Raw genomic sequence first — 1170 nt, 5'->3', positions numbered from 1 at the left:
CGTACAACCCGAGCCGGTTTCTGCTGCTTCGGTACCGATTGCAGTTAGGCCCGTTGAGCAGTTGTCGCTTACACTGGCGGTGCCGAAGGCTGCTGTGATTTCTGCTGCTGTCGGATTACAAAGTACCGTGCCTGACGGGGTCAAGGTGATCACCGGAAGTTCCGTGTCTCGGGTATAAGTTAGCGTTTGTGAAGCCGTGCCTGTATTTCCGCAAGCATCGGATACCGTCCAGTTTTTGGTGGTAGAGAACGTACAACCCGAGCCTGTTTCTGCTGCTTCGGTACCGGTTGCTGTTAAGCCAACCGAGCAGTTATCGCTTACACTCGCTGTTCCGAAGGCTGCTGTGATTTCTGCTGCCGTTGGATTACAGCCCAATGTACCTGCAGCAATTAAAGTGATCACCGGAAGTTCCGTGTCTCTAGTATAAGTTACCGTTTGCGAAGCCAAGCCTGTGTTCCCGCAAGTATCGGTTACCGTCCAGTTTTTGGTGGTGGAGAACGTACAACCCGAGCCTGTTTCTGCTGCTTCGGTGCCGGTTGCAGTTAAGCCTGTGGTGCAGTTGTCGCTTACCGAAGCGGTACCGAAGGCTGCTGTGATTTCTGCTGCTGTCGGATTACAAAGTACCGTGCCTGCCGGGGTCAAGGCGATCACCGGAAGCTCCGTGTCTCGGGTATAAGTTAGCGTTTGTGAAGCCAAGCCTGTATTTCCGCAAGCATCGGTTACCGTCCAGTTTTTGGTGGTAGAGAAACTACAACCCGAGCCTGTTTCTGCTGCTTCGCTGCCAATAGCACTTAAGCCTGTTGAACAATTATCGCTTACCGAAGCGGTGCCGAAAGCTGCCGTTATTTCTGCTGCCGTTGGATTACAGCCCAATGTACCTGCAGCAATTAAAGTGATCACCGGAAGTTCCGTGTCTCGGGTATAAGTTACCGTTTGCGAAGCCAAGCCTGTGTTCCCGCAAGTATCGGTTACCGTCCAGTTTTTGGTGGTAGAGAACGTACAACCCGAGCCTGTTTCTGCTGCTTCGGTGCCGGTTGCAGTTAGGCCCGTTGAACAGTTGTCGCTTACACTGGCGGTGCCGAAGGCTGCTGTGATTTCTGCTGCTGTCGGATTACAAAGTACCGTGCCTGCCGGGGTCAAGGTGATCACCGGAAGCTCCGTGTCTCTAGG

1 protein-coding gene is annotated in these 1170 nt (G+C 53.2%); it reads right to left on the bottom strand.

Features of this window, described 5'->3' with window-relative positions:
• On the bottom strand, window positions 1-1170 hold a 1170-nt coding region (locus AC1DY0_RS19015), incomplete at both ends, for a hypothetical protein (protein ID WP_477190149.1).

This window comes from Flavobacterium sp. P1_E4 (assembly GCF_056405915.1).
This window is presented reverse-complemented; position numbering and strand designations above follow the sequence as displayed.